Below are 22884 nucleotides of genomic sequence, written 5' to 3' on the forward strand. Positions count from 1 at the left end.
CACGCCCCCTGGACACCACCCACCGGATGCGGGATAACAAGCTTCATACAGTATTCGTCGACTGTATGCAATGTACCGCGAGAGCGTTCCAACCCCCTACGAAGGGACAGGACTTCGCCATGCCCGACGACACCCAGGACGTGATTTCCGGTGGTCATCTCGTTGCCAAGGCGCTGAAGGCCGAGGGGGTCGACCGCATCTACACCCTGTGCGGCGGCCACATCATCGACATCTACGACGGCTGCGTCGACGAGGGCATAGAGGTCGTCGACGTCCGGCACGAGCAGGTAGCCGCCCACGCCGCCGACGGTTACGCCCGCATCACCGGCAAGCCCGGCTGCGCGGTCGTCACCGCGGGCCCCGGTACGACCGACGCCGTCACCGGCGTCGCCAACGCCTTCCGCGCGGAGTCCCCGATGCTGCTGATCGGCGGCCAGGGGGCCCTCACCCAGCACAAGATGGGATCCCTGCAGGACCTGCCGCACGTCGACATGATGACGCCGATCACCAAGTTCGCGGCGGCCGTGCCGGACACGGCACGCGCGGCGGACATGGTCTCGATGGCGTTCCGCGAGTGCTACCACGGCGCGCCCGGTCCCTCCTTCCTGGAGATCCCGCGCGACGTCCTCGACGCCAAGGTGCCGGTGGCCAAGGCGCGCGTGCCTCAGCCCGGCGGCTACCGCGCCTCGACCCGCTCGGCCGGTGATCCCGAGGCGATCGAGAAGCTCGCCGACCTGCTCGTGCACGCCGAGAAACCGGCGATCCTGCTGGGCAGCCAGATGTGGACGACACGCGGCACCGAGTCGGCCATCGACCTCGTACGGACGCTCAACATCCCGGCGTACATGAACGGCGCCGGCCGCGGCACCCTCCCACCCGGCGACCCGCACCACTTCCAGCTGTCGCGCCGGTACGCCTTCTCCCACGCCGACGTCATCGTCATCGTCGGCACGCCCTTCGACTTCCGCATGGGGTACGGCAAGCGGCTCTCACCGGACGCGACCGTCGTGCAGATCGACCTCGACTACCGGACCGTCGGCAAGAACCGCGACATCGACCTCGGGATCGTGGGCGACGCCGGGCTGGTGCTGAAGTCGGTGACCGAGGCGGCCTCCGGACGCCTCAACGGGGGCGCGTCGAAGCGCAAGGAGTGGCTCGACGAGCTGCGGGTCGCCGAGCAGACCGCGATCGAGAAGCGGCTGCCGAGCCTGAAGTCAAACGCCTCGCCCATCCATCCGTACCGGCTGGTCAGCGAGATCAACGACTTCCTCACCGAGGACTCCATCTACATCGGCGACGGAGGCGACATCGTCACCTTCTCCGGGCAGGTCGTGCAGCCCAAGTCGCCGGGCCACTGGATGGACCCGGGGCCGCTGGGCACCCTCGGCGTCGGCGTCCCCTTCGTGCTCGCGGCCAAGCAGGCGCGGCCCGACAAGGAGGTCGTCGCCCTCTTCGGCGACGGGGCGTTCTCCCTCACCGGCTGGGACTTCGAGACCCTCGTCCGCTACGACCTCCCCTTCGTCGGCATCGTCGGCAACAACTCCTCGATGAACCAGATCCGTTACGGCCAGGCCGCCAAGTACGGCCCGGAACGCGAGCGGGTCGGCAACACCCTCGGCGACGTCCACTACGACAAGTTCGCCCAGATGCTGGGCGGTTACGGCGAAGAGGTCCGCGACCCCGCCGACATCGGCCCCGCGCTCCGGCGCGCCCGCGAGTCGGGCAAGCCGTCGCTCATCAACGTCTGGGTCGACCCGGACGCGTACGCCCCCGGAACCATGAACCAGACGATGTACAAGTGAGGTGACCCAGGTGACCACCAAGGCACTCGAGGGCGTCCGCGTCCTGGACATGACGCACGTCCAGTCCGGACCCTCCGCGACCCAACTCCTCGCCTGGCTCGGCGCGGACGTCGTCAAGCTGGAGGCACCGACCGGTGACATCACGCGCAAGCAGTTGCGCGACCTCCCGGACGTCGACTCCCTCTACTTCACGATGCTCAACTGCAACAAGCGGAGCATCACCCTCAACACCAAGACCGAGCGCGGCAAGGAGATCCTCACCGAGCTGATCCGGCGCTCGGACGTCATGGTCGAGAACTTCGGACCGGGCGCGGTCGACCGGATGGGCTTCACCTGGGACCGCATCCAGGAGATCAATCCGCGGATCGTCTATGCCTCCATCAAGGGGTTCGGGGACGGCCCGTACACCAACTTCAAGGCGTACGAGGTCGTCGCTCAGGCCATGGGCGGGTCGATGTCGACCACCGGGTTCGAGGAGGGGCCGCCGCTGGCGACGGGGGCCCAGATCGGGGACTCGGGCACGGGCGTCCACGCCGTGGCGGGGATTCTCGCGGCGCTGTACCAGCGGGAGAACACCGGGCGCGGTCAGCGGGTCAATGTGGCCATGCAGCACGCTGTGCTCAACCTCTGCCGGGTGAAGCTGCGCGACCAGCAGCGCCTGGCACACGGCCCGCTCGCCGAATATCCCAACGACGACTTCGGCGACGAGGTTCCCCGGTCCGGGAACGCCTCCGGCGGCGGCCAGCCCGGGTGGGCCGTCAAGTGTGCGCCGGGCGGGCCGAACGACTACGTGTACGTCATCGTGCAGCCCGTCGGCTGGCAGCCGCTCAGCGAGCTTATCGGCCGGCCCGAGCTGGCCGGCGACCCCGAGTGGGCGACGCCCGAGGCCCGGCTGCCCAAGCTGGGCAAGATGTTCCAGCTGATCGAGGAGTGGTCCGCCACGCTCCCGAAGTGGGAGGTGCTGGAGAAGCTCAACGCGCACAACATCCCGTGCGGGCCGATCCTGTCCACCAAGGAGATCATCGAGGACCGGTCGCTGGTCGCCAACGAGATGGTCGTCACCGTGCCGCACCCCGAGCGGGGCGAGTTCGTGACCGTGGGCAGCCCGCTGAAGCTCTCCGACTCCCCCGTCGAGGTGAGCAGTTCACCGCTGCTGGGCGAGCACAACGAACAGGTCTACGTCGGCGAGCTCGGTCTCGGCGACGAGGAACTGCGCCTGCTCAAGTCGAACGGAGTGATCTGACGTGATGGCCGAAGACCGCCACCTGAGGGTGCGCACGCTGCTCGACACCGTGCGGGCCGAGGGCCGGACGGCGCTGACCGCGCCCGAGGGCAAGGTGATCGCCGACGCGTACGGGATCGCCGTACCGGGTGAGGAGCTGGCGCGGGACGTCGAGGAGGCGGTGGCGTACGCGGCGCGCTTCGGCGGGCCCGTGGTGATGAAGATCGTCTCGCCCGACCTCCTGCACAAGACCGACGCCGGCGGCGTGATCGTGGGCGTCGAGGGCTCGGCCGACGTACGCGCCGCGTTCCACACGATCGTCGACAACGCGCGCGCGTACAGCGCGGACGCCCGCATCGAGGGCGTGCAGATCCAGGAACTGCTGCCCGAGGGGCAGGAGGTCATCGTCGGCGCGGTGACCGACCCGACCTTCGGGAAGGTGGTGGCCTTCGGGCTCGGCGGGGTGCTGGTCGAGGTCCTCAAGGACGTCACGTTCCGGCTCGCACCACTGGACGCCGACGAGGCGCTGTCCATGCTGGACTCCATCCGTGCGGCGGAGATCCTGCGCGGGGTGCGCGGGGCGCCCGCCGTGGACCGGTGGGCGATCGCCGAGCAGATCCGCCGGGTGTCCCAACTGGTGTCGGACTTCCCGGAGATCGCCGAGGTGGACCTCAACCCGGTGATCGCCACGCCGACCAGCGCGGTCGCGGCCGACATCAGGGTCATCCTCGCCGAGTCGATGCCCAAGCCCCGGCCGAAGTACACGCGCGAGGAGATCCTCACCTCCATGCGCCGGCTGATGGAGCCCCGTTCGGTCGCCGTGATCGGTGCCTCCAACGAGCAGGGCAAGATCGGCAACTCCGTGATGCGCAACCTCATCGACGGCGGCTTCGCCGGGGAGATCCATCCGGTGAACCCCAGGGCCGATGACATTCTCGGCCGCAAGGCGTACAAGAGTGTCACCGACGTTCCCGGTGAGGTGGATGTGGCGGTCTTCGCGATCCCCGCCAAGTTCGTGGCCACGGCCCTGGAGGAGGTGGGACGCAAGAAGATCCCGAACGCCGTGCTGATCCCCTCCGGCTTCGCGGAGACCGGCGAGCACGAACTCCAGGACGAGATCGTGGCGATCGGCGAACGGCACGGGGTCCGGCTGCTCGGGCCGAACATCTACGGCTACTACTCGACGTGGCAGGACCTGTGCGCCACGTTCTGCACACCGTACGACGTCAAGGGCGGGGTGGCGCTGACCTCGCAGTCCGGTGGCATCGGGATGGCCATCCTGGGCTTCGCCCGGACCACCAAGACGGGCGTGTCGGCGATCGTCGGCCTCGGCAACAAGTCGGACCTGGACGAGGACGACCTGCTGACCTGGTTCGGCGAGGACCCGCACACCGAGTGCATCGCGATGCACCTGGAGGACCTCAAGGACGGGCGCGCCTTCGTCGAGGCCGCGCGGGCGACCGTACCGAAGAAGCCGGTCGTCGTCCTGAAGGCGGGACGTACCGCGGCCGGCGCGAAGGCCGCCGGCTCGCACACCGGGGCGCTGGCGGGCGACGACGCCGTGTACGACGACATCCTGCGGCAGGCCGGTGTCATCCGGGCGCCCGGGCTGAACGACATGCTGGAGTACGCGCGCGCGTTGCCGGTGCTTCCCACCCCTCAGGGGGACAACGTCGTGATCATCACCGGGGCCGGCGGCAGCGGAGTGCTGCTGTCCGACGCGGTGACCGACGACGGCCTCACCCTGATGGAGATCCCGCCGGACCTCGACGCGTCCTTCCGGACGTTCATCCCGCCCTTCGGGGCCGCGGGCAACCCGGTGGACATCACCGGGGGCGAGCCGCCGTCGACGTACGAGGCGACGATCCGGCTGGGTCTCAAGGACCCGCGCGTCCACGCGCTGGTCCTCGGCTACTGGCACACCATCGTCACTCCCCCGATGGTCTTCGCGGAACTCACCGCGCGCGTGGTGGCCGAGTTCCGGGAGCGCGGCATCGAGAAGCCGGTGGTGGCGTCCCTCGCGGGCGACGTCGAGGTGGAGGAGGCCTGCCAGTACCTCTACGAGCGCGGGGTCGTGGCGTACCCGTACACGACCGAGAAGCCGGTGGCCGTACTCGGCGCGAAGTACCGCTGGGCACGGGCGGCGGGACTGTTGGGGGGCGGTTCATGAGGTGAGCCGGTGCGGGGGCCGGGCGACGGTGCGCGTCGGCCGGCCCCGGGGCCCGTGCGCACACGAAAGGCATTGGACAGGGGGCGCTGGCCAGATCTTTCGACGCAAGGGGTGCGACACACATGACAACCACCGACTTCTCGACCTCCGTCCCCTACCGGGAGGTGACGGACCGCAACGGCCGTCTGTACCGGATCGGCGAGACCGACCGGGACATCATGGGCCGGCCACGATGGACCATGGTGCTCTTCCCGTGGATCGGCATGATGGGCATCAGCTCCTCGGAGTACGCGTTCACCTCCGCCGAGGACACCCTGCACGAGGCCCACCTGTGGGACAACGGGCACATCTTCTGGCTGATGGGCGTCTGGGTGTTCTTCCAGGCCGCCGTCGCCTTCCCCGCCGGGCAGCTGCGGGAGAGCGGCAGGCTCCCCGCGCGGTACGCGATGATGCTCGGCGGGTTCGGCACGATCTGCGGCTACATCTCGCTGGCGTTCGCGCCGCACGTGATCGTCGCCTACATCGGTTTCGGCATGTTCAGCGGCATCGGCGCCGGCCTCGTCTACGCGACCTGCGTGAACATGGTCGGCAAGTGGTATCCGGAGCGCAAGGGCGGCAAGACCGGCATGGTCAACGGTGGCTTCGCCTACGGGTCGGTGCCCTTCGTCTTCCTGTTCACCTCGTACATGGACCTGAGCAACTACGAGGTCGTCCTGGTGATGGTGGGTGTCGTCTGCTGCGCGGTCGTCGCGTTCGCGGGCTGGTTCTTCAAGGACCCGCCGAAGAACTGGTGGCCCGCGAACGTCGACCCGCTGCGGCAGACCGACGACCCGAAGATCCGCCGGGCACTGGAGAAGAACCCGCCCGCGGTCAAGCAGTACACCCCCAAGGAGGCCGCCCGCACCCCCGTGCTGTGGATGATGTGGTTCTGCCTGCTGTGCACGGCCGGCATCAACATCTTCGGTATCGCCTTCCAGGTGCCGTTCGGCAAGGACATGGGCTTCGCGGGCGGGATCGTGGCCACGGCGATGTCCCTGAAGGCCATCGTCAACGGCACCGGGCGCGGAGTCATCGGCTGGATCTCGGACAAGTTCGGGCGCCGCAACACGCTGATCATCGTGTGTCTGGTGCTGGGGACCGCGCAGTTCGGGGTGCTGATCTCGGGCCAGATGGGCAGCATGCCGTTCTTCCTGTTCTGCTCCATGGTCTCCGGCTTCGGCGGCGGCGCGATCTTCCCGCTGTTCGCGGCGATGACCGCGGACTACTTCGGGGAGAACAACAACGCGTCCAACTACGGCATGGTCTACAGCTCGAAGCTGATCTCGGGGCTCGTGGGATCCGGGATGGGCGCGGTCGTGGTCAACGTGTGGGGCTACGAGGGCGCGTTCGTCATAGCGGGCTGCATCGGTCTGGCCTCCGCCGTACTGGCCCTCTTCCTGAAGGCACCGGGCAGGCCGCAGGCCCGGCGCGTCGCTCCCAACCCGCACCCGCTCGGCGAGGAGATGGCGTGACGTGACGGCCGGCCCCGTCGCACCGGACGGCGCGGCACCGCGGCAGCGACGGATGAGGCGGCACACGTGAGGCGGCCCTCCCCGGGACCGGGGAGGGCCGCCTCACGCGGGTGCGAGCGCCGTCAGCACTTCTCGCGCAGTGAGTGCAGATGCGCGCTCGAACGCCGTGCGAACGTGAAGGACTCGGTCGGGTTGTCGTGCTCGGCCTGCCAGTGGTGGGCGAGCCGTTGGCCGCGCAGCCGGGTCACGGCGGAGATGAACCGCTGGTAGTCGATGTCGCCGTCACCGACGTCGGTCATGCGGTAGCCGTACTGGTTCGCCGGGTCGCTCTCACCGTCCTTGACGTGGAAGAGCGGGTAACGGTGGGGCTGCTTGAGGACGTAGTCGAGGGGTTCGAAGGGCGCGGGCGTGCCGTCGGGCCGCTTCGAGAAGCGGAACTGGCCCGAGTACGCCCAGAAGATGTCCATCTCCAGGAACACCAGGTCGGGGTCGGTCTCGGCGAGCAGCACGTCGTACAGCCGGACCTTGGGGTTGTCGGTGGCGAAGGAGAACTCCTCGGAGTGGTTGTGCTGGTAGAACTTCATGCCGCGTGCCCTGGCCGCCGCACCGTAGGTGTTGAAGTCCTCGGCCGCGCGCTTCCAGGCGTCCACGGTGGAGCCGTAGCGGAACGGGCCGGCGGCGGTGCCGATGTGCTTGAGGCCGAGGGCCTGGGCGTCGTCGAGGACCTTGGTGAGGTTCTGGGCGAAGGTGTAGGCGTTCGGGTCGCTGGAGTAGTAGCCGACGTGGCTGCCGATCGGGTTCAGGCCGTGGTTCCTGGCCAGCCGCTTGAGCTGGGCGAGCGTGATCGGACCGGCCGAGCCCTGGGTGTAGCCGGCGAACTCGACCTCGTCGTAGCCGTACTTCTCCAGCTCGGCGAAGACGGGGGCGAAGCCCAGCGTGGAGACCTTGTCGCGCAGGCTGTACAGCTGGATCCCGAGCCGCCCGGGCGGCAGGACGGGGCGGCCCCGGCCCGCGGCGGAGGTCGCGGTACCCGTCGCGGCGGTGGTGGCGGCGGTGGCGGGGGCCGCCGCGGCGCCGAGCAGTGCGGCGGCGGTCGTTCCGGCGGCCACGCCGAGCATGCCTCGTCTGGTGAGGCGGTGGGTGAGTTCCGGGTCGTGCGCCTTGCTCGTCGCGGTGGTGCGGGGTGTGCGGCTCATCTGGAACTCCTCGTGGTGGGAGGGCGTTGTCAGTGGTGAGTGCTTCACTGGTGACCAGTCAGGACAGACCGGACAGGTGGAGCAGCAGTGCTTTCACGTCGGTGGCCGCCACGCGGTCGCCGACAGCGCGGGGGGTGGAGCAGATGAGGAGCGGACCGTCGTCGTCGCTCGCGGGAAGGCGGCCGTGGCTGCCGCGAATAGGTGAGGGGTCCAGCGGCACGACCGCCATGCGGTAACGCATGCCGAGTTTCTTGCGGGCCAGTGCCGTGGCCGCCTTCACCTTCACGTAGGGGTCGAGCGGGTCCATGAACAGTTCGACCGGGTCGTAGCCGGGTTTGCGGTGGATCTCGACCAGCTGCGCGAAGTCGGGCGCGCGGGCGTCGTCGAGCCAGTAGTAGTACGTGAACCAGGCGTCCGGCTCCGCGACGGCGACGAACTCGCCGGAGCGCGGATGGTCGAGGTGGTGGGCCTTCTTGCCCTGGTCGTCCAGCAGTTGCCCGATGCCGGGCAGGCCGTCGAGGGCGGCCCGGGTCGCGTCGAGGTCTTCGGGCCGGCGGACGTACACGTGGGCGATCTGGTGGTCGGCGACGGCGAAGGCGCGGGAGGCCATCGGGTCGAGGTACTCCATGCCGTCCTGGGTGTGGACCTCCAGCAGCCCTGCGCGGCGCAGGGCGCGGTTGATGTCGACGGGCCGGTCCACGCGGGTGATGCCGTACTCGGACAGCGCGACGACGGTACGGCCCTCGGCGCGGGCGTCGTCCAGCAGCGGGGCCAGGGCCGCGTCCAGGTCGGCGGCCGCCTTCAGGGAGCGCGGGTCGTCGGGGCCGAAGCGCTGCAGGTCGTAGTCGAGGTGGGGGAGGTAGCAGAGCGTCAGGTCGGGGTGGCGGGTGCGGATGATGTGGCGGGTCGCGTCGATGATCCAGCGGCTGGAGACCAGGTCCGCGCCGGGCCCCCAGAAGTGGAAGAGGGGGAAGGTGCCGAGTTTCTCGGTGAGTTCGTCGTGGAGGGCGGCGGGCCGCGTGTAGCAGTCGGGTTCCTTGCGGCCGTCGGCGTAGTAGACGGGACGGGGGGTGACGGTGATGTCGGTGTCGGCGCCCATGGCGTACCACCAGCAGATGTTGGCGACCGTGTAGCCGGGGTACGCGCGGCGGGCGGCGTCCCAGAGTTTGTCTCCGGCGACCAGTCCGTTGTGCTGACGCCACAGGAGTACGTCGCCGAGTTCGCGGAAGTACCAGCCGTTGCCGACGATGCCGTGCTCGCCGGGGTGGGTGCCGGTCAGGAAGGTGGACTGGGCGGCGCAGGTGACGGCGGGCAGGACGGTGCCGAGCGGCGCGCGGGATCCGGACCGGGCGAGCGCCTCGAGGTGGGGCATGTGGTCGAGGAGACGGGGGGTGAGGCCGACGACGTCGAGGACGAGGAGGGGGGTCGGGCACTGAGTGGTCCGGTGGGTGCTCATGGGAGCTCCTTCAGGCCGAGGTCCGTCAACAGGTCGCGGGCCAGGGTGAGTTCGGCGGCGATGCCCTCGGCGAGCTGGGACCGGCCGCGGGGCCGCAGCTCGGGCGGGAGCGCCTGCCAGGTGTAGGTCTCGACCTCCAGGTGGCGGGTGAGCGGGTGCGGTCCGCCGACGAGCCGGGTCAGGGCGGCCTTCAGGACGGGGAGCGTGGAGGTGAGGGGTGCGGCGGGGGCCGCGTGCAGCGGGACGTGGAAGTGGGCACGCCAGGGGGCCGCGTCGGGCAGCGTGTCGCCCTTGAGGGCCTCGCCGAGGTCGTCGGTGCCGCGCAGGCCTGCGGCGGTGGCCGTGCGGGTCTGGTGCAGGAAGCGGGGTTCGTCGAAGGCGGCCAGGGCCGCACGGACCTCGGGGAGATGGGGGTGTTCGGCGTGCAGGGCGGCCGAGAGCTGGGACTTGACGACGGGGATGCCGGCCCGGGCGAGCGCGTCCAGGGCGGTGTGCGGGTCTTCGAAGGAGGTGGCGAGGTGGCAGGTGTCGACGCAGATGCCGATGCGGTCGTGTCCGATCGCGGTGAGCGGGGCGAGGGCGTCGGTTGTGGTCTCGACGACGCAGCCGGGTTCGGGTTCGAGGCCGACGCGGATGGAGCGGCCGGTCAGCTCCGCCAGGGCGTCCAGTCGTCCGGCGAGGGCGAGCAGGGCGGTGCGGGCCGTCTCGGCACGCGCTGCCGTGGACGTGCCGTCCGCCGTCACGGAGCCGTCGGTGGAGGGCACAGCGGTGCGCCAGACGAGCGGCAGCGTGGAGATGCTGCCCTCGGTGACGTCGTCGGGGAGGAGGCCTGCCAGGACCCGGGCCAGGGCCGTGGTGTGGTCGAGGCGTTCGGGGTCGGCCCAGTCCGGCCGGTACACGCGGTACTTGACCTCTTCGGCGCCGAAGCCCTCGTAGGGGAAGCCGTTGAGGGTGACGACCTCGAGGCCGCGCCGGTCGAGTTCGGTGCGCAGCGCGCGCAGGGCGGACGGGTCGGTGACGAGAGCGTCGGCGGCGTCCTTGGCGAGCCACAGGCCGATGCCGAGCCGGTCGCGTCCGAGGCGCCGGCGGACGGGCTCGCAGTGGTCCCGGAGCTGGGCGAGGACTCCGTCGAGGGTTTCGGCGGGATGGACGTTGGTGCAGTAGGCGAGGTGGACGGTGGAGCCGTCGGGGTGGCGGAAGCGCATCGCTCACTCCCCGCCGCGCAGTACGGAGTTGCCCTCGTGGGTGGCGTCGGGCGCGGAGACCTCCAGGTTAAGACGGCCGCTGAGGCCGTAGAAGGCGACGGGGTTGCGCCACAGCACCCGGTCGACGTCGTCCTCGGTGAAGCCCTCGGCCAGCATCAGGTCGCCGACCCTGCGCGTCTTGAGAGGATCGCTGCGGCCCCAGTCCGCGGCGGAGTTCACCAGCACCCGCTCGGGCCCGTACGCGTGGAGGATCGCGACCATCCGCTCCTCGTCCATCTTGGTCTCCGGGTAGACGGAGAAGCCGAGCCAACAGCCGCTGTCCTTGGCCTCTTCGACGGTCGTCTCGTTGAGGTGGTCGACCAGGACACGCTCCGGGGACAGCGCCGACTCCCGGACGACGTCGAGGGTGCGGCGCAGACCGGCGAGCTTGTCGCGGTGCGGAGTGTGGACGAGGGCGGGCAGACGGTGGTCGGCGGCGAGCTGCAGTTGCGCGGCGAGGGCGGTGTCCTCGGCGGGGGTCATCGAGTCGTAGCCGATCTCGCCGACGGCCACGACCTGGTCCTTGACGAGATACCGGGGCAGTTCGTCGAGGACGGGCACGCAGCGCGGGTCGTTGGCCTCCTTCGGGTTGAGGGCGAGCGTGCAGTGGTGGGCGATGCCGTACTGGGCGGCACGGAAGGGCTCCCAGCCCAGGAGCGAGTCGAAGTAGTCGAGGAAGGAGGCGGGTGAGGTGCGGGGCTGGCCGAGCCAGAAGGACGGCTCGACGACGGCACGGACACCGGCGGCGCGCATGGCCTCGTAGTCGTCGGTGGTGCGGGACGTCATGTGGATGTGGGGGTCGAAGATGCGCATCAGAACTCCTCGCCGTCGCCGCCCGGACCGCCCTTCTCGGCGGGCGGGGCGGCCGTGGGGTCGGTCAGGGTCAGGACGCGGTACAGGTCCCCGGGGACGGGGCGGCCGGCAGCGGTGCGTTCGGCGGCGTAGTCGCGGAGCATGCGGGCGAGTTCCGCGTCTCCGTCCGCCCGGCGGTCCAGGTCGGCCACCGCATCGACGGGCACACCGGTGAAGAGACACTTCAGGACGGCGTGGCGCCAGTGCTGGGCAGGCAGGTGCCGGGCGGCGTACGGGCCGACCGCGGCGGCGAGGAGGCGGGAGTCGTTGGTGCGCAGGGCGTCCTCGACGAGTGGAAGGGCGTCCGGACCGGGCAGCAGGTGGGGCAGCGCGTGCAGGACGGCTCGGCGTTCGGCGGCGGTGCCCTGCCTGTAGACGCGGGTGAGCGCGTCCGTGTCGGCACGGGCCGCGTGCAGGATGAGGACGCGGACGGCGTCGGCGTACGCGGAGCCGCAGCGGCGTCCCGCCTCGGCCAGACGCAGCTCCCACACCGAGATGGGCCCGTGCCTGCCGGGGTGTGCGGCGGCCTCGTCGAGGGCCTGGTCGAGCCAGGCCCGGGCGGCTCCGCCGAGGGCGGCGACGACGCGGCTGTGCAGGTCGGGCGGCGGGGTGCGGGCGAGGGTGGCGCCCTGGATGTCTGCCGCCGGGGTCGCCGGGTCGGCGTCGGTGTGGGTCATGAGGTGCTCCCTGGGGAGGGCGCCGCCGCGTGACGGAGGAACGGGAGGGACAGTTCGGCGAAGTGGGGGCCGGCGTGGGAGTGGCGGGGCAGCTCCACGACGGTCAGGCCCTGGTAGCCGCTCGCGGACAGGGCGGCGAGCACCGTCGGGAAGTCGATCTCCCCGTCGCCCAGAGGGAGGTGTTCATGGACGCCGCGGCGCATGTCCTCGATCTGGACGTGCCGCAGCCAGGGGGCGGCGGCGCGTACGCACTCGGCGGGAGACCAGGGCTCCAGGCACTGGCAGTGGCCGATGTCGAGGGTCAGGCCGAGGTGCTGCGGATCGCCAAGGGCACGGCGGAGCCGGTGGAAGTCCGCGAGGGTGGCGAGGAGGTGACCGGGTTCGGGTTCGACGGCCAAGGGGATGCCGGCACGGGCGGCGGCGTCCAGGACGGGGGCGAGTGCCTCGGCCAGACGTTTCCATGCCGTGTCCGCGTCCGTGGCCGCCGGTGTGATCCCGCTGAAGCAGTGAACGGCGTGGGCACCGAGGTCGGCGGCCACCTGGACCGCGCGGATCAGAAGGCCGACACGTCGGGCGCGGTCGTCCGGGTCGGGGTCCAGCAGGGACGGGCCGTGTTTGCGCCGGGCGTCGAGCACATAGCGGGCGCCCGTCTCCACGGTGACCGACAGCCCGAGCACGTCCAGCCGTTGCGCGAGGCGGCGTGTGCGGGCGGCCAGGTCCGGGGCGAACGGGTCGAGGTGCATGTGGTCGAGGGTCAGCCCGACGCCGTCGTAACCGAGGTCGGCGAGGAGACCGAGGGCGTCGTCGAGGCGGAGGTCGGCGAGGCCGTTGGTGCCGTAGCCGAAACGGAGAGGGCGGGGGGTGGAGGAGGGCGAGCTGGTTGAGGGGTCGAACGGGTGGGGGGTGAGGGCGGGACTGTGCGGGTGGGGCATGGCTGCGGGGCTGTGCGGCCGGGTGTCTCCGGCGGTTCGGGTGCCGGCCCTGCCGGTCGGCGGGCGGAGGGCATCGGGGCTCATGTCACGCTCACCTTCCTCGCGAATCTCCCGGCGAGCGGCGCCAGGGCGGCCGTGAGCAGCGCGGTGACGGGGGCGCCGGAGCGGGCGGAGAGGGCGGCCTGGAAGGGGATCGTGGCGCGGATGCCGCCGCTGACGGCTCGTTGGGTGAGCGGGGGTGACGGGTTGAGAGCGGCGTGGAAGTAGGGGCGGGCGGCGGTCGTCGCGTAGCCGGCGGCGAGCGCGGTGCGCAGGGCGGCTTCCCATGGGGGCCCGGGCACGCCCGGCTGTTCGGACGGACGTGTCAGAAGCCGGGTCAGGGCGGTGGTCGCGGCCAGGGCCGCCAGCGGGACCAGGGGTGCGCCGCCTCGGGTCTCCCGGCGCGACACGGTCGTGACCGTGAGGGTGTGTGCGCTGAGGAGGGCGGCGGACGGAAGGGCCCGGCGGATGCCGCTCGCGGTGCCCGTGGCCGGCGTCGTCTGCTCCTGCCCGAACGCCCGCGCGCTCGTCGTGGCCGTGGCGCCGAGCAGCAGGTCCAGGCCGCGTGCCGCCGCCATGGCCACAGGGCCCGCCGCGGTGCGTTTCAGGGCGAGGTCGTACGCCCAGACGGTCGCCGCCAAGGTCGTCGCGACGGCAAGAGCGGGGCGGCCGGCGCGCGCGGCCAGGGACAAGCCGGTGCCGGTGAGGGCGCAGGCCGCCGCGAGCGCCGCGGTGGGGCGGACGCGGCCGGAGGGCAGGGGCCGGTGCGGGCGCTCGGCGGCGTCTTCGTCCCGGTCGGCCCAGTCGTTGAGGGCCATGCCGGCCTCGTACAGGCAGAGGGAGGAGCAGACGGCGAGCAGGGTGCGGGAGTTCGGGTGCGGGGCGGCTGCCGCCGCACCGGCCAGGGCGTCGCCCGGAACGGTGAACAGCGCCGGGAGACGCAGCAGTTCGGCCCAGGCCGCTCGCGTCTCGGGGCCGTTCATCGCAGCGCCCCGGCCGCCAGCCGATGCCCGAATCCCACCAGTGCCGCGTACTGCTCCCCCAGGGACGACGGCCCCGTGCCCACCGGGTCCTTGAAGTAGAAGCCGAGTTCGGCCAGCGGGCCGGACAGGCCCCGCTCGTGGGCGCGGGCGACCAGGCGGGCCAGGTCGAGGACCAGGGGCGCGGCCAGGGCGGAGTCGCAGCCCTGCCACGTGGTCTGGAGGATCATGCGGGCGCCGAGGAAACCGTCGAAGGCGATGTGGTCCCAGGCGGTCTTCCAGTCGCCGAGTACGGGAACGTCGTCGATGTGGACCTCGCCCTCGGGGACCGCGCCGAGGGTGTCGGCGAGGACCCGCTCCTTGCCCGCGTTCTTCGCCGCGGCGGCGGCCGGGTCGGAGAGGGAGGCGCCGTCGCCGCCGCCCAGCAGATTGGTCCCGGACCAGGCCCGCACGGTGAGCGCCCGCTGCGCGAACATCGGGCCCAGCACCGAGCGGAGCAGGGTCTGGCCGGTCTTGCCGTCCCGGCCCGCGTACGGGAGCCCCGACGACTCGGCGAGCGGCGCCAGCGCCGGGTGATGCAGGCCGGTCGACGGGGTGAAGTTCACGTACGGGCAGCCCGCGCGCAGGGCCGCCGCCGCGTAGAGGGAGCTGGCGGGCAGGTCGGTGCCGGGTGCCGCCGGTTCCGTGGAGGCGACGTTCACCACGACTGCCCGGTCCAGGGAGCGCCGCCGGACGAAGTCCCGTATGTCCGCGGTGAAGGCGGTGATCAGCTCGTCCTCGCTCCGGGTGTCGCCCGGGACGGGTCCGCCGGGCCTGATCTCCCGGTCCGCGGCGCTCAGTTCGGCCTCGATCGCCGCAGGGAGGCCGTACGGCAGGACACCGTCGGCCGCCAGCGCCTCCGCGCGTTTGGGCAGGGGGCAGTCGAGTGTCTCGTGACCGCCGAAGACCAGGTCGCCCAGGGCCGGCAGGCCGCTGTCGGCGAACGCGGGTGTCTCGGTGACCAGGCCGCTCGGTGGGTGCAGGCCCGCGCTCAGTGCGGCGCAGCCGGCGACGACCGTGGTGGCGACGGAGCCGCGCGCCCCGATCAGCCATACACCGACGCGCGATGCGGAAACGGACGCGGACATGGGCAGCCTCCTTGATCGAACACGCCGTACGAAGCCGGATGAAGTCGTATGAAGCCGCGCGAGGTCGCACGAAACCGTCGCGCGAAGCCGTCGTACGAAGGCCCGAGCCGTAGGCCCGAGCCGTAGGCCTGAGCCGTACGCACAGCCGGCGGTCGTACGGAGCTCGCGGTGGGGGGAAAGGCGGCGGGCGGGGGTCCGGCGTCCCCCGCCCGCCGCCGCTCAGTCGCCCTGCGAAGCCGTGGGTGCCGGGGACTTCGCGGTCAGTTCCTTGATCCGGATGTCGCGGAAGGACACCCGGTCGTCGGCTCCGTGGTTCTGGATGCCGACGTGGCCGTCCCTGAGACTGCGGGCCGGATCGGTGTTGGTGAAGTCGTTGATCTTCACGCCGTTGAGCCAGACGCGCAGACGCTCGCCCTCCACCCGGATCTCGTACGTGTTCCACCCCCCCGGCGGGTTCAGCGCGCGGTCGCGCTTCTTGACGTCGGCGGACCGGAACCCGTAGACGGAGCCGGTGGTCCTCTCCGGCACATCGCTGGCGTCGATCTGGATCTCGTAGCCGTTGTTCACCGCCGACCAGGGGTCGGACGAGGGCGGGAAGCCCACGAACACCCCGGAGTTGTCGTCGCCTGACTCACTGGCCATCTTCCAGTCGAGCTTCAGCGAGTACGCCCCGAAGGCCCGGTCGGCGTACCAGAGCATCCCCATCCCGCCCGACGAGGTGATCGTGCCGTCGTCGCCCGGGGTGAAGGAGCCCGGTCCGGCCTGGCTCCAGCCGGCCGTCGAGCTGCCGTCGAAGAGCGGACGGTATCCGGTCTCCGGTCGACAGTCCGCCTGGACCTCGCCTGTTGCATACAGGATTCCGCCGGCCAGGTGCCTACGGAATACGGGATCCGCGTACGACTCCTTCGTGTGCCCGCCGCCCGTGTAGAAGGCGCGGCCGCCCTGATAGGTCTGGCACCAGGCGATCGGGTGGTCGCCGTGCATGGTGCCGCCGGTGTACGACGACTCGTCGAGCGAGGCGAGGACATGGGCCCGTTCCCGGGGATTCGAGCGGTAGTTGTACCACTCGTCGGTGCGTTCCCAGGTCTTCGCCAGGTCCGAGGTCGCCGGGTGCGCGCGGTCCTCGACGGTGACGGTCGCGGGCTGGATCGCCGGGTGCGACTGGAAGTAGGCGCCGGCGAGGCCGCCGTAGAACTCCCAGTCGTACTCGGTGTCGGCGGCCGCGTGCACACCGACGTAGCCGCCGCCGTGGCGGATGTAGCCCTCGAACGCCGCCTGCTGGGTGGCGTCGAGGACGTCTCCGGTCGTGGACAGGAACACGACCGCGTCGTACCGCCGCAGGTTGCGTGCGGTGAACGCGCCGGCGTCCTCCGTCGCATCGACCTCGAAGCCCTCGGCCTGCCCGAGCTGTCGGACCGCCGCCACGCCGTCCGGGATCGAGTCGTGCCGGAAACCTGCCGTCTTGGAGAAGACGAGCACCCGTTCGTCGTCCTCGGAGTGCGAGGCGGCGGGCCCGGAGACGCAGCCGAGGAGCAGCGCCGCGCCGACAACCGCGGTACACAGTCGCCTGGTTGGTCGCATCTCGATCGCCTCCTCTCAGCCGGTCGTGAAGGTGAAGTCGTCCACGTCGTACAGGGCCCCGGTGCCTCTGCCCTTGAAGACGAGGTACAGGGTGGTCGTGCCGCGCGGGGCGCGGGACAGGTCGGCGCCGACGTCCTGGTAGGTGTCCCAGCCGCCGGTCACCGGCACGGTCGCCTTTCCGAGCAGCGTGCCCCTCGCGGATCCGGCGCGGATCTCGAGCGTGCCGCCCGTGCCGCCCGAGGACACGCGGGCCGTGATCTTCTCGGCGTTGCCGAGGGCGTAGGGCGTGAAGGAGATCCAGTCGCCGTTGTGCACGTCCCCGACCGTCTTCCCGCCGTGAGCGGTGTCCTTGGCCACGACGGAGACGCCGGAGGCGGCGCCGAAGTGCTCGGCCTGGCGGTGCTCGGGCTGGACGACGTTCTGGTCGTGGGTGGTGAGCGGGGCCTGGCCGCCGCCCCCGCCGTCGGTGTACTCGGCGTCGAACACACCGAAGATGTTGGCGTCCTCGTCGTGGCCGCCGTCGGCGCTGGTCTGAATGGTGCCGGTGCAGCCGTTGGCGGAGGTCAGCGGGTGACCGTGGGTGTCGTGACCGAGGATGAAGGTGACCTTGACCTTCGAGCAGTCGATGTTCCTGCCGTCCTCGGGGTCGGTGACACGGACCTTGAACGGGATCGCGTCGCCGAAGCTGAACAGCTGCCCGTCACGCGGGAGTTCGAGGGTCACCTTCGGCGCGGTGTTGCCGACGACGATCTGCACGCTCGCGCTGCCGGTGCGGCCGCTCGGGTCCTTGGCGGTGAGGGTCGCGGTGTACGTGCCGTTCTTCTTGTATGTGTGCGTCGGGTTGGCCGCCGTCGACTTGGCGCCGTCGCCGAAGTCCCAGCTGTAGGTGAGGGCGTCGCCGTCCTGGTCGGAGGTGCCCGCGGAGGAGAAGCTCGCCCGCAGCGGCGCCTGGCCCGAGGTCCGGCTCGCCGCGGCCTGCGCGACCGGGGAGTGGCCGTCGGTGGCGTTCTCGATGCGGTACAGGGCCGAGTGCTCGTCGCCGCCGAACCAGGAGACGCCGTAGTCGAGGACGTACAGCGCGCCGTCGGGGCCGAAGGCCATGTCCATGATCTGGGTACCGGTCCAGGGCACGTCGTTGATCGACTGGACGGTGCCGTCGGCGTCGCTCGTGATCCGCTTGATCCAGCGGCGGCCGAACTCCCCGGCGAAGAAGTCACCGTCGTAGGCCTCGGGGAACTTCACCGGCGAGTCGAGCGAGGCGTCGTAGTCGTAGACCGGCCCGCCCATCGGGGACTCGGAGCCGGTGCCGAACTCGGGCACGGATCCGCCGTCGTACGGGATCCAGGCCGGCTGGGCGGGCGGCAGGTCGGTCAGACCGGTGTTGTGCGGGGAGGTGTTCTTCGGGGCGCTGCAGTCGAACGGCGCACCGGACACACCGGTCGCGAAGTCGTATGCGATGTACGGGTCATTGTCGCCCGTACAGAACGGCCATCCGAAGTTGCCGGGGCCGGGGACCCGGGCGAACTCCACCTGGCCGGCCGGTCCGCGGGCCGGGTCGGCGGTGCCGGCGTCGGGGCCGTAGTCACCGACATAGAGGATGCCGGTCTTCTTGTCGACGCTGAAGCGGAACGGGTTGCGGAAGCCCATCGCGTAGATCTCGGGCCGCGTCCTGTCGGTGCCGGGCGCGAAGAGGTTGCCGTCGGGGACCGTGTACGAACCGTCGGCGTTCACCTTGATGCGCAGGATCTTGCCGCGCAGGTCGTTGGTGTTGCCGGACGAACGCCGGGCGTCGAAGGCGGGGTTGCGGCCGTCCCGGTCGTCGATGGGAGTGAAGCCGTCCGACTGGAACGGGTTGGTGTCGTCGCCGGTCGACAGGTACAGGTTGCCCGCCGCGTCGAAGTCGATGTCGCCGCCGACGTGGCAGCACAGGCCGCGCGAGGCCGGGACGTCGAGGATCTTCTTCTCGCTGGCGGCGTCGAGGGTGCCGTCGGTGTTCAGGACGAACCGGGAGAGCCGGTTGACGCCGTCGAAGGGCGCGAAGTCCGCGGCGGTGCCGGTCTCGGGGGCGTCGCCCGCGGGGGTGTTCAACGGGGGCGCGTAGTAGAGGTAGATGAAGCGGTTGCTCGTGAAGTCGGGGTCCACGCCGATGCCTTGGAGGCCCTCTTCGTCGTGGGAGTAGACGTCGAGCTTGCCGGCGAGCTTGGTGTTGCCCGCCGCGTCGGTGAGGCGGAGTTCGCCGTCGCGCGAGGTGTGCAGGACCGAGCGGTCGGGAAGGACGGCGAGCGACATGGGCTCGCCGACCTCCGGCTCGCCCTTGGCGAGGGTGACCTGCTGGAAGTCCTCGGCGGCGGAGGCGGCCGGCGGGGCCGGCGCGGCTCCCGGGCCGGCGACGGCTGCGCCGGCCTGCGGCGCGGTGAGGGTGAGGGACGCACCAGCCAGCAGCACCCCGCTGAGCAGGGCGACCGCCTTGCGGAACGGCAGGCGTCGTCTGTGGGTCTCGATTCTGTCGGTGCTGGTGGTGCTGTCGTTCCCGTGCACGGGTGCCTCCAGAATGGGGCCGGTTGTACGTGCGGGTGTGGTGCGCCGGGATGCGCCGTCATCCCGGAAGTCATGGCGGGGGCAACGCGGCCGGCTACTCGTTGCCGCCGAACGCCGCGTCGAAGGAGGCCGACGGCGGCTCGAAGTCGTATGCCTTCAGACGGGCCAGGGCCTCGGGTGCGCCCTGCAGCCGGTCCATGCCGGCGTCCTCCCACTCCACGGAGACGGGGCCCTGGTAGTCGATGGAGCGCAGCATCCGGAAGACGTCCTCCCAGGGGACGTCTCCGTGGCCCGCGGAGACGAAGTCCCAGCCGCGGCGCGGGTCGCCCCAGGGAAGGTGGGAGCCGAGGCGGCCGTTGCGGCCGTCGAGCCGCTTGCGGGCCTCTTTGCAGTCGACGTGGTAGATGCGGTCGCGGAAGTCCCAGAGGAAGCCGACCGGGTCGAGGTCCTGCCACACGAAGTGGCTCGGGTCGAAATTGAGGCCGAAAGCCGGTCGACGGTCGACCGCATCCAGCGCGCATACAGTCGTCCAGTAGTCGTATGCAATCTCGCTGGGGTGGACCTCGTGCGCGAACCGCACACCTTCCGCGTCGAAGACGTCGAGGATCGGATTCCACCGCCTGGCGAAGTCCTCGTAGCCGCGCTCGATCATCGAGGCCGGCGCGGGCGGGAACATGGCGACCAGGTGCCAGATCGACGACCCGGTGAAACCGACGACGGTGTCGACTCCGAAGGCGGCCGCGGCACGGGCGGTGTCGGCGATCTCGGCCGCGGCCCGCCGCCGTACGCCCTCCGCGTCGCCGTCGCCCCAGATGCGGGCGGGCAGGATGGCCTGATGCCTCTCGTCGATGATGGCGTCACAGACCGCCTGGCCGACGAGGTGATTGGAGACGGCCCGGCAGGTGAGGCCGTACTTGTCGAGGAGCTGGTGACGCGAGTCGACGTACGACGGGTCGGCGAGTGCCTTGTCGACCTCGAAGTGGTCGCCCCAGCAGGCGAGTTCGAGACCGTCGTAGCCGAAGTCGCGGGCGAGGCGGCAGACCTCTTCGAGCGGCAGGTCGGCCCACTGGCCGGTGAAGAGCGTGAAGGTGCGCGGCATGTCGCGGGGCCTCCTCAGGCCGCTATGGGCGTGTAGACGGAGTTCTTCTCGGCGCTCTCCTCGACCGCCGCCAGGACGCGCTGCACCTGGAGCCCGTCGGCGAAGGAGGGTTCGGGCCGGCGGCCCTCGGCGATGGCATGGACCAGGTCGCGGGCCTGGTGGACGAAGGTGTGCTCGTAGCCGAGACCGTGGCCCGGCGGCCACCAGGCGTCCAGGTAGGGGTGGTCGGGTTCGGTGACGAGGATGCGGCGGAAGCCGGCGTGCGCCGCGGGCTCCGTACCGTCGTGGTACGCGAGTTCGTTGAGGCGCTCCAAGTCGAAGGCGAGTGAGCCGTGTTCGCCGTTGAGTTCGATGCGCAGGGCGTTCTTTCGGCCGGTGGCGTACCGGGTGGCCTCGAAGGAGGCGAGGGCGCCGGAGGTGAAGCGTCCGGTGAACAGGGCGGCGTCGTCCACGGTGACCTGACCGGTGCGGCTGCCGACGGCGGACGTCGCGGACAGGCCGCTGCCGGGGCCGCCGGGCAGCGGACGCTCCCGTACGAAGGTCTCGGTGAGGGCGGAGACCCCGGCCAGCGGTTCCCCCGCCAGGTACTGGGCGAGATCGACGATGTGCGCGCCGAGGTCGCCGAGTGATCCCGAGCCCGCCAGTTCCCTGCGCAGGCGCCAGGTCAGCGGGAACTGAGGGTCCACCAGCCAGTCCTGAAGGTACGTCACCCGCACGTGCCGCAGGGTGCCGAGGCGGCCGCCGGCGACCATCGAGCGGGCCAGCGCGGTGGCGGGCAACCGACGGTAGTTGAAGCCGACCATGGCCAACTGACCGTTCCCATACGCGATGTCCGCCGCGCGGGTCATCGCCTCGGCCTCCTCGACGGTGTTCGCGAGGGGTTTCTCGCACAGCACGTGCTTGCCGGCGGCCAGGGCGGCGAGGGCGATCTCGGCGTGGCTGTCGCCGGGGGTGCAGATGTCGACGAGATCGATGTCGTCCCGCGCGATCAGGGCACGCCAGTCGGTCTCGGTGGACGCCCAGCCGTGCCGGTCGGCCGCGGCACGGACGGCCACCGCGTCCCGTCCGCACAGCGCGGCCAGGACCGGGATGCGGGGCAGGTCGAAGACGCGGCCCGCGGTACGCCAGCCCTGGGAGTGGGCGGCGCCCATGAAGGCGTAACCGACCATGCCGACGCGCAGCGCCGGCTTTCCGGCCTCGGCACCCTCCAGGCGCTCCGCCCCGGCCGGCGCCGGGTTCCGGGCCCCGGCCCTGTCCGGCCCGTTCTCCTCCGCCCCTGCTGACTGCTGCGGCTGTGCCATACGCGGTGTCCTCCTCGTCGTGGTGGCGCGGTGGGGGGTGCAGCCCGGACCGTCGAGGAACCGGGCCCCTTCGGCGGGACGCCTCATTTGAAGCCGGTGGACATGTACTGGTCGACGTTGTCCTTGTCCACGACGGCCGAGTAGAGCGTGATCGAGGCCGGGATCTCGTACTCGGCGAGGCCGCTCACGCCCTTGGTCTGGCCCAGGGCGCGGGCGAGATCGATCGCGGAGGCGGCCATGGTCGGCGGGTAGAGGACGGTCGCCTTCAGGACGCCGTTGTCCTGCTTGATGGCCTGGAAGGCGGACAGGGCGCCCGCGCCGCCGACCATCAGGAAGTCGTCGCGCCCCGCCTGCTCGATGGCGCGCAGCGCCCCCACGCCCTGGTCGTCGTCGTGGTTCCACAGCGCGTCGAACGTCGACTGTGCCTGCAGGAGCTGGGCCATCTTGGCCTGCCCGGACTCGACCGTGAAGTCGGCCGCCTGGCGGGCCACCTTCCGGACGTTGGGGTAGTTCTTCAGCGCGTCGTCGAAGCCCTGGGTGCGCTGCTTGGTGAGTTCCAGGTTGTCCAGGCCGGCCAGTTCGATGACCCTTGCACCGGACTTCCCCTTGAGCTTCTCGCCGATGTAGTGACCGGCGCTGAGGCCCATGCCGTAGTTGTCGCCGCCGATCCAACAGCGGTACGCCTGCGGGGTGTTGAAGATCCGGTCGAGGTTGACGACCGGGATGCCCGCCCGCATCGCCTTGAGGCCGACCTGGGTGAGCGCCTTGCCGTCGGCGGGCAGCACGACCAGGACGTCGACCTTCTTGTTGATGAGGGTCTCGATCTGACCGATCTGCTGGGCGGTGTCGTTGGAGCCCTCGGTGATCTCCAGGGTGACGTCGGAGTACTTCCCGGCCCGCTTCTTGGCGTTGTCGTTGATGGCGTTGAGCCAGCCGTGGTCGGCCTGCGGGCCGGCGAAGCCGATGGTGACCTCCTTGCCGGGCTTGTCCTCGGCGGCCGGCTGGTCGTTCGCCGCCGGCTCGTCGTCACTGGACTCGTTGCTGGTGCAACCCGCGAGGAGGACGCCGGCCGAGACGGCGGCGGTCCCGAAGAGCAGTCCTCTGCGACTGGTGGAGCGGCTGTGAGAAGTCGTCGGCTCTGGCATGGCGGTGAACCC

The 22884-nt window shown here is 71.0% G+C and carries 17 protein-coding genes; 4 read left to right on the forward strand and 13 right to left on the reverse strand.

The features are described from left to right. The first annotated feature begins 119 nt into the window (after positions 1–119). The 4 genes from ACZ5XS_RS14305 to ACZ5XS_RS14320 all read left to right on the forward strand — a co-directional run bounded on the left by ACZ5XS_RS14305 (position 120) and on the right by ACZ5XS_RS14320 (position 6705). Positions 120–1802, forward strand: a complete 1683-nt coding sequence (locus ACZ5XS_RS14305; RefSeq protein ID WP_468651059.1) for a thiamine pyrophosphate-binding protein — start codon at positions 120–122, stop codon at positions 1800–1802. 1 nt (position 1803) lies between these two features. Then, on the forward strand, positions 1804–3045 hold the full coding sequence (frc, locus tag ACZ5XS_RS14310) for a formyl-CoA transferase (RefSeq protein WP_468651060.1): 1242 nt from the start codon (positions 1804–1806) through the stop codon (positions 3043–3045). A gap of 4 nt (positions 3046–3049) precedes the next feature. Next, complete coding sequence (locus ACZ5XS_RS14315; protein ID WP_468651062.1) at positions 3050–5194, forward strand: acetate--CoA ligase family protein; 2145 nt, start codon at positions 3050–3052, stop codon at positions 5192–5194. A gap of 122 nt (positions 5195–5316) precedes the next feature. Next, the gene (locus ACZ5XS_RS14320; protein WP_468651064.1) at positions 5317–6705 is read left to right on the forward strand and encodes an OFA family MFS transporter; all 1389 of its coding nucleotides are present in this window, start codon (positions 5317–5319) and stop codon (positions 6703–6705) included. A gap of 122 nt (positions 6706–6827) precedes the next feature. Here the strand turns inward: ACZ5XS_RS14320 and ACZ5XS_RS14325 are convergent, their stop codons facing one another. The 13 genes from ACZ5XS_RS14325 to ACZ5XS_RS14385 form a co-directional block, all read right to left on the reverse strand. Next, complete coding sequence (locus ACZ5XS_RS14325) at positions 6828–7901, reverse strand: sugar phosphate isomerase/epimerase family protein (RefSeq protein WP_468651066.1); 1074 nt, start codon at positions 7899–7901, stop codon at positions 6828–6830. Positions 7902–7959: 58 nt separating this feature from the next. Beyond that, positions 7960–9357 (reverse strand): nucleotide pyrophosphatase/phosphodiesterase family protein, encoded by a 1398-nt coding sequence (locus ACZ5XS_RS14330; RefSeq protein ID WP_468651068.1) that lies wholly within the window; start codon positions 9355–9357, stop codon positions 7960–7962. Further along, complete coding sequence (gene eboE / locus ACZ5XS_RS14335) at positions 9354–10562, reverse strand: metabolite traffic protein EboE (protein ID WP_468651070.1); 1209 nt, start codon at positions 10560–10562, stop codon at positions 9354–9356. Before eboE ends, ACZ5XS_RS14330 begins: the two co-directional genes overlap by 4 nt. 3 nt (positions 10563–10565) lie before the next feature. Next, positions 10566–11414, reverse strand: a complete 849-nt coding sequence (locus ACZ5XS_RS14340) for a TatD family hydrolase (RefSeq protein WP_468651072.1) — start codon at positions 11412–11414, stop codon at positions 10566–10568. Further along, positions 11414–12130: an EboA domain-containing protein gene (locus ACZ5XS_RS14345; RefSeq protein WP_468651074.1), complete on the reverse strand. Its 717-nt coding sequence runs from the start codon at positions 12128–12130 to the stop codon at positions 11414–11416. The genes ACZ5XS_RS14340 and ACZ5XS_RS14345 overlap by 1 nt, the downstream gene beginning before the upstream one ends. Beyond that, on the reverse strand, positions 12127–13062 hold the full coding sequence (locus tag ACZ5XS_RS14350; protein WP_468651271.1) for a sugar phosphate isomerase/epimerase family protein: 936 nt from the start codon (positions 13060–13062) through the stop codon (positions 12127–12129). Before ACZ5XS_RS14350 ends, ACZ5XS_RS14345 begins: the two co-directional genes overlap by 4 nt. Before the next feature lie 80 nt (positions 13063–13142). Continuing rightward, positions 13143–14084, reverse strand: coding sequence for an SCO3242 family prenyltransferase (locus tag ACZ5XS_RS14355; protein ID WP_468651076.1), 942 nt, complete (start codon positions 14082–14084; stop codon positions 13143–13145). Then, complete coding sequence (locus ACZ5XS_RS14360) at positions 14081–15208, reverse strand: inositol-3-phosphate synthase (RefSeq protein WP_468651077.1); 1128 nt, start codon at positions 15206–15208, stop codon at positions 14081–14083. Before ACZ5XS_RS14360 ends, ACZ5XS_RS14355 begins: the two co-directional genes overlap by 4 nt. 219 nt (positions 15209–15427) lie before the next feature. Next, positions 15428–16789, reverse strand: coding sequence for a ThuA domain-containing protein (locus ACZ5XS_RS14365; RefSeq protein WP_468651078.1), 1362 nt, complete (start codon positions 16787–16789; stop codon positions 15428–15430). 15 nt (positions 16790–16804) lie between these two features. Next, positions 16805–19327, reverse strand: a complete 2523-nt coding sequence (locus ACZ5XS_RS14370) for a PQQ-dependent sugar dehydrogenase (RefSeq protein WP_468651080.1) — start codon at positions 19325–19327, stop codon at positions 16805–16807. A 94-nt stretch (positions 19328–19421) separates the two neighbouring features. Continuing rightward, the gene (locus ACZ5XS_RS14375) at positions 19422–20426 is read right to left on the reverse strand and encodes a sugar phosphate isomerase/epimerase family protein (protein WP_468651082.1); all 1005 of its coding nucleotides are present in this window, start codon (positions 20424–20426) and stop codon (positions 19422–19424) included. 14 nt (positions 20427–20440) lie between these two features. Beyond that, complete coding sequence (locus ACZ5XS_RS14380) at positions 20441–21727, reverse strand: Gfo/Idh/MocA family protein (RefSeq protein WP_468651084.1); 1287 nt, start codon at positions 21725–21727, stop codon at positions 20441–20443. Positions 21728–21810: 83 nt separating this feature from the next. Next, complete coding sequence (locus tag ACZ5XS_RS14385; RefSeq protein ID WP_468651086.1) at positions 21811–22872, reverse strand: substrate-binding domain-containing protein; 1062 nt, start codon at positions 22870–22872, stop codon at positions 21811–21813. Positions 22873–22884 lie beyond the last annotated feature (12 nt).

The organism is Streptomyces sp. NPDC033131 (assembly GCF_055578365.1).